The organism is Longimicrobium sp. (assembly GCF_048594345.1).
Taxonomy (GTDB): Bacteria; Gemmatimonadota; Gemmatimonadetes; order Longimicrobiales; family Longimicrobiaceae; genus Longimicrobium.
The window spans coordinates 1-4,934 of record NZ_JBMDXM010000119.1 but is presented as its reverse complement, the minus strand read 5'-3'; the positions used below and the strand labels follow the sequence as shown (position 1 = coordinate 4,934).

Here is a 4,934-nt window from a genome sequence, read left to right as displayed (position 1 = left end):
AGGCCGCCGCCCCGCGCCCGTCGGCGCCGGCCGCGCCCTCCGCGCCGGCCGGCCCCAGCTACGTTACGCGCACGGCCCCCAGCGGCACCACCTTCACGGTTCGATTCGACAACCAGGTGAGCACGCGCTACGCATCGGAGGGTTCCACCTTTACGACCACGCTGACCAACGCGCTGATGGACGATCAGGGGCGCACCGTGATCCCCGCGGGTGCCACGGTGCGCGGACGGGTTACGCGGTCGGTGGCTTCCGGCGGCGGGCTGGGGCGTGACGCGACGCTCTCGGTGACGCTCACCTCCATCCGCTACAACGGCGAAACCTATCCGATCGACGTGTCGATGGTGGACGCGCCCAACGTGGTGCGCCGCAGCCGCCAGGGCCGCGGCCAGACGGCGGCGACGGTGGCGGGTGGCGCCGCGCTGGGCGGCATCGCGGGACGCGTGATGGGCCGCGACCGCCGCAGCACGGCCATCGGCGCGGCCGTGGGCGCCGCCGCGGGCACCGGCGTCGTGGTCGCCTCGCACGACATCGACGCGGTGATCTCCGCCGGCTCCACGGCCACCGTAAGCCTGGACGGCCCCGTACGCGTCCGTCGTCGCGCGGACTGACGCTCGCTGGCTGGACGTGTGGCGCCCCGCTGGATTGATACGATCCGGTGGGGCGTCTGGCGTTGTGAACGGGTGAACGGGTGAACGGGTGTGATGGTGTGATGGTGTGATGGTGTGATGGTGTGATGGTGTGATGGTGTGATGGTGTGATGGTGTGATGGGTCGCGAGGTTAGAATCGGGTGCGGAATGGTGGATGCCCCCCTGGCCTCCCCACCCGCTGCGCGGGAGTGGGAGGCGCGATCGAGGTTTATACCCTCTCCCGCTTGCGGGAGAGGGTGCGAGCCTGAGCGAGCGGGTGAGGGTCCACAAAGCCCTTGCGTATTCGGTTTTTATTCGGCATCTTGTCGGGCCTGCGAGGTGGTTCGTGCGGACGTGAAAACGGGGGAGAGGATGCCGATGATCGGGGGAGAAGCGGCGGAGTATTCCGCACTGGCGCGCCGTCACGTTGTGGATGACGTTCGCGATCCGTACGAGTTGGGCTGGGTGGTGGATTGGCTCTACGGCGATGCCGTTCTCCCGCCGATGCCGCTTCCGCCTGTGCCGGAGCCCGTGTTTCTTGCACGGAGGCACATCACGCCCGTCTCCGAGCGACTTCCCGCCGCACCGGCGGAGCCGACCCGGCGCCGGAGACGCGCGCGGCAGCTGGCGCTGCTCTGAACTGAATCCGTTCACCCGTTCACCCGTTCACCCGTTCACCCGTTCACCCGTTCACCTTGCTCCGCGCGGCGATGGTCCGGAGATTCCATGCGTGTGTCTCCGGTGGCGTGAATGGAAATTGTGCGAGAGGCGGAGAGGGAATGGAGCGGAAGACGCTGCTGGTGGGGCTGGCCCACCCGGATGACGAGGTAGGCGCGGCGGGGACCATCCTGGCGCAGAAGGCCCGCGGCGACCGCGTGGTGGTGGTGTGGCTCACGCGCGGAGAGATGACGGAGGCGTTCGGCCCCATCCCCAGCGACCAGGTCGCGGCGCGGCGCGAGGAGCAGGGCCGCCGCGCGGGCGAGATCCTGGGCGTGGAAACGCGCTTCATGGACTTTGGCGATTGCCGGCTGGAGGCCAACGCGGATTCGGCGTGGCGGGTGGCGAAGCTGCTGGCGGAGATCAAGCCCGACGGCCTGATCACCTGGGGCGAGTCGTGGGGGCGCGGAATGCGGCACCCGGACCACCAGGCGTCGGGAAAGATCTTTCGCGACGCCATCACGCTGGCGCGCATCGCCAAGGTGGTGGCGCCGGGGCAGCCGCACCGCGCCGTGGTGCCCGTCTTCACCTTCCGGGGCGCGCACTCGGTGATCCCGCCCGTGGCGGTGGACGTGGAGCCGTACGTGGACACCATCCACGAACTGGCCCGCTTCTATCGTGAGAACATCGGATTTGGCGACCGCGCGTGGCTGGAGCAGCGCCTTCGCCTCACCGGCGAGCAGTACGGCCTGCGCTTCGCCGAGGTGTTCGACGCCTGGGAGACGCGCCCCGGCATCGTCCCCCACCTGCTCCCCGCCGAGCCCGACTTTCTAAGCGAGCACATCCACCCCGACCGCGCCCAGTAGGGGCTTTCGGCACGGGGGGGGGGATGGTGTGAGGATGTTGATTCGGGATCGCAGTTCAACCTCCCCCAGGTTTTTGGGGGGGAGGTGGGCGAGTGGTGCTCGCCCGGAGGGGGCGTGCCCCTCGCGCCGAACCTTCCGAAGCACGGCTATCCCGCCCGAGATCGACGTCGGCCACACCGTCCCTCCCCAAACGCGAAGAGGCGGCCCGTTTCCGGACCGCCTCTTCGTCAACCCGTCAGATCCGCGAGCGGAATCAGGACGCGCGGTTGTAGACCAGCTTGTAGGTAAGCGGGCTGGGCAGGCGCGGGCTGGTGATGGTGACGTTCATCGTCATCGTGCCGCCGTCGGGGCTCACCGTGAACACGTTCACGCGCTGGCCGTCCTCGGCGCGGAAGGTCTGCGTGAGGGCGCCGTTGCTCCACTGCGTGGTCACCTGCACGCAATCGCCGCGCATCTGCGTGCAGGTGCGGCCGGTTTCGCGCTGCCACAGCACCGGCTGCCCGTTGGCCGGGCTGCTCACCGAGGGACGGCCCTGCATGTCGACGCGGATGTTGGTGGCGTCGTGCACGATCACCAGCTGCGGGTAGGCGGTGTTGGTGCTGCGCAGGCGCGGGCGGGCGATCTGGCGCACCACCACGTTCATCCGCGCCACCGCGGTGTTGATCTTTGCGTTGATGTCGTCGCTCTGCTGGCGGTTGATCGCCCAGGTGCCGCGAAGCTGCGACGCCTGCTGGGCACTCAGGGCCGCGGGAAGCACGGCGGAAAAGACGAGCGCGACGAGCAGGGCGATGCGTTGACGGCGCATGGCAAATTCTCCAAGATGCGTGGGAACGGGGCCGCGCGTTCCGGGTGGATCCCTGAAGGCGGCGGTGGTGAAGGCAGGCTGGCCGGGAATCTAAAGCGTGAAGGCGCAGCGCGGTAGAGCCGGGCAAACACCCTTTCACGCACAATCCGTACACCGTTGCGTATCACGTTGGTCCGTCACGGGTTGAATTCGATTGAAACCCTGCGCCGCCGGGGCCGTACCGTCTTGCATCCAGGGCCCCGCCGCGCCCGAACCCTTACACCGGCCACGCCGTCACCATGACCGATACCACCCGCGTACTGACCCAGATCGACCCGCGCACCTGGGAGCACCCGGCCGACCGCGCCGCGCTGAACGCGCTGCGCAAGATTCCGGTGTTCGACCAGGTGCTGCGCGCGGTCTTCGGCTTCTTTGGCGAAAAGCCGCTTCGCCTGGCCTTTCTCTCCAGCTCCGTGCGCGTGAGCCCCACGCAGTTTTCCCGCGTGCACCGCATCTACCTGGAGGCGGCGCGCACGCTGGACGTGGAGCCGTACCCGCTGTACGTGCAAAAGGGGTACACGCTCAACGCGTTCGCCTTTGGCATGCAAAAGCCGTTCATCGTCCTGAACTCGCTGACGGTGGACGAGCTGGACGACGACGAGCTGCGCTTTGTGCTGGGGCACGAGCTGGGGCACGTGCTGAGCGGCCACACGCTCTACCTGACGATGATGGTGGTGCTGTACCAGCTTTCCACGGTGGGCTTTCCCATCGTGGGTATCGCCGCGCGGGCGGTGCTGATGGCGCTGATGGAGTGGCACCGCAAGGCCGAGCTTTCCTGCGACCGCGCCGGCATCCTGGCCGTGCAGAAGCCCGAGGCGGCCATGCGGACGATGCTCAAGTTTGCCGGGGGCCACGCGGACGAAACCAACCTGGCCGACTTCATCGCCCAGGCCGAGGAGTACCGCGAAACGGGCGACCTGGCCGACCAGGTGTTCAAGGTGCTGAACGTGCTGGCCCTTACGCACCCCGCGCCGGTGATCCGCGTGGCGGAGATGCGCAACTGGTTCGAAAGCGGCGCCTACGAGCGCATCGTGGCCGGCGAGTACCGCCGCCGCGGCGAGCCGGAGCCGGGATACGCCGAGGACATCGCGGCGGCCGCGGCCTCGTACCGCGAAAGCGCGCGCGACGCGTTTGGCAACGCGTCGCAGGCGGCGCGCCGCGTGGTGGACTCGTTTCGCCAGGGCTTCGGCGCCCGGTAGGCGCGGCTTCCCGGCGGCCCCGTCGGGTCGGATCGGGTTCGAAGAGGGGATGGGATGGCGTTCAGCGGCCCTTCTCGCACGCCGAGGAGGGCCGCGGTGCGTCCGGGGGGTGCGCCGGACGTTTCGGCCGCGGGGAAATTTTTCATGATTTCGCAAGCGGATACCGGGCTTGCGGCGCTGGCGGCGCCTGGCTTGGTGAGAGGGAGAGATGGGACTATCCTGCGCAAAATCAACGGGTTACGCCGTCCGGAGGGTGAACTTTGGCGTGGGGACTGGGCTTGAGGCGGAGAGGGCGGTGTGGCCGGTGTGTGCGGAATAGGCTTAAACCCAGCAATGGCGCCGCTGACGTGGAACCGGGTTTGCATCAGGGCCGCCGCGGGCCAGCCGACCGGCCGCGCCCGAACCTGAACCGCCACGCGTGGAGACTCCCATGAACAAGTCAGAGTTCATCGACAATGTCGCCGAGAAGGCCCAGATGAGCCGGGCCGCGGCGGCGCGCGCGGTCGACGCCATCTTCGACACCGCCGCGGGCGCGGTCTCCGAGGCGGTGCACGGGATCGGCGAGCTGTCCATTCCCGGCTTCGGCAAGTTCACCAAAAAGACCCGGGCCGCGCGCCAGGGCCGCAACCCGCGCACCGGTGCCGTGATCGACATCCCGGAGCGCAGCACCATCTCGTTCACGGCCGGCAAGAACTTCCGCGAGGGCTCGCCCAGCGGCCGGCGCAAGGCGGCGGTGCAGCG

The 4,934-nt window shown here is 68.8% G+C and carries 4 protein-coding genes and 1 pseudogene; 4 read left to right on the top strand and 1 reads right to left on the bottom strand.

Annotated elements, in window-relative coordinates; genetic code table 11:
- Positions 1-608, top strand: a pseudogene (locus tag ACOJUJ_RS13115) (hypothetical protein); the annotation flags it as partial.
- 798 nt (positions 609-1,406) lie between these two features.
- Positions 1,407-2,150, top strand: coding sequence for a PIG-L deacetylase family protein (locus ACOJUJ_RS13110; RefSeq protein ID WP_420127333.1), 744 nt, complete (start codon positions 1,407-1,409; stop codon positions 2,148-2,150).
- A 253-nt stretch (positions 2,151-2,403) separates the two neighbouring features.
- On the opposite strand, the gene ACOJUJ_RS13105 is transcribed toward ACOJUJ_RS13110, so the two are convergent.
- A complete protein-coding gene (locus tag ACOJUJ_RS13105; RefSeq protein ID WP_420127332.1) occupies positions 2,404-2,955 on the bottom strand; it encodes a hypothetical protein in 552 nt (183 codons plus the stop codon).
- A 278-nt stretch (positions 2,956-3,233) separates the two neighbouring features.
- Here ACOJUJ_RS13105 and ACOJUJ_RS13100 point away from each other — a divergent pair, with 278 nt between their 5' ends.
- Together ACOJUJ_RS13100 and ACOJUJ_RS13095 are read left to right on the top strand one after the other, a co-directional pair.
- Positions 3,234-4,193, top strand: coding sequence for a M48 family metallopeptidase (locus ACOJUJ_RS13100; RefSeq protein WP_420127331.1), 960 nt, complete (start codon positions 3,234-3,236; stop codon positions 4,191-4,193).
- 430 nt (positions 4,194-4,623) lie between these two features.
- On the top strand, positions 4,624-4,934 hold a 311-nt coding region (locus ACOJUJ_RS13095), incomplete at its 3' end, for an HU family DNA-binding protein (RefSeq protein WP_420127330.1).

Coding starts and splice junctions, on each gene's coding strand:
- ACOJUJ_RS13110 (WP_420127333.1), top strand. CDS start 1,407: ATGGAGCGGAAGACGCTGCTGGTGGGGCTGGCCCACCCGGATGACGAG.
- ACOJUJ_RS13105 (WP_420127332.1), bottom strand. CDS start 2,955: ATGCGCCGTCAACGCATCGCCCTGCTCGTCGCGCTCGTCTTTTCCGCC.
- ACOJUJ_RS13100 (WP_420127331.1), top strand. CDS start 3,234: ATGACCGATACCACCCGCGTACTGACCCAGATCGACCCGCGCACCTGG.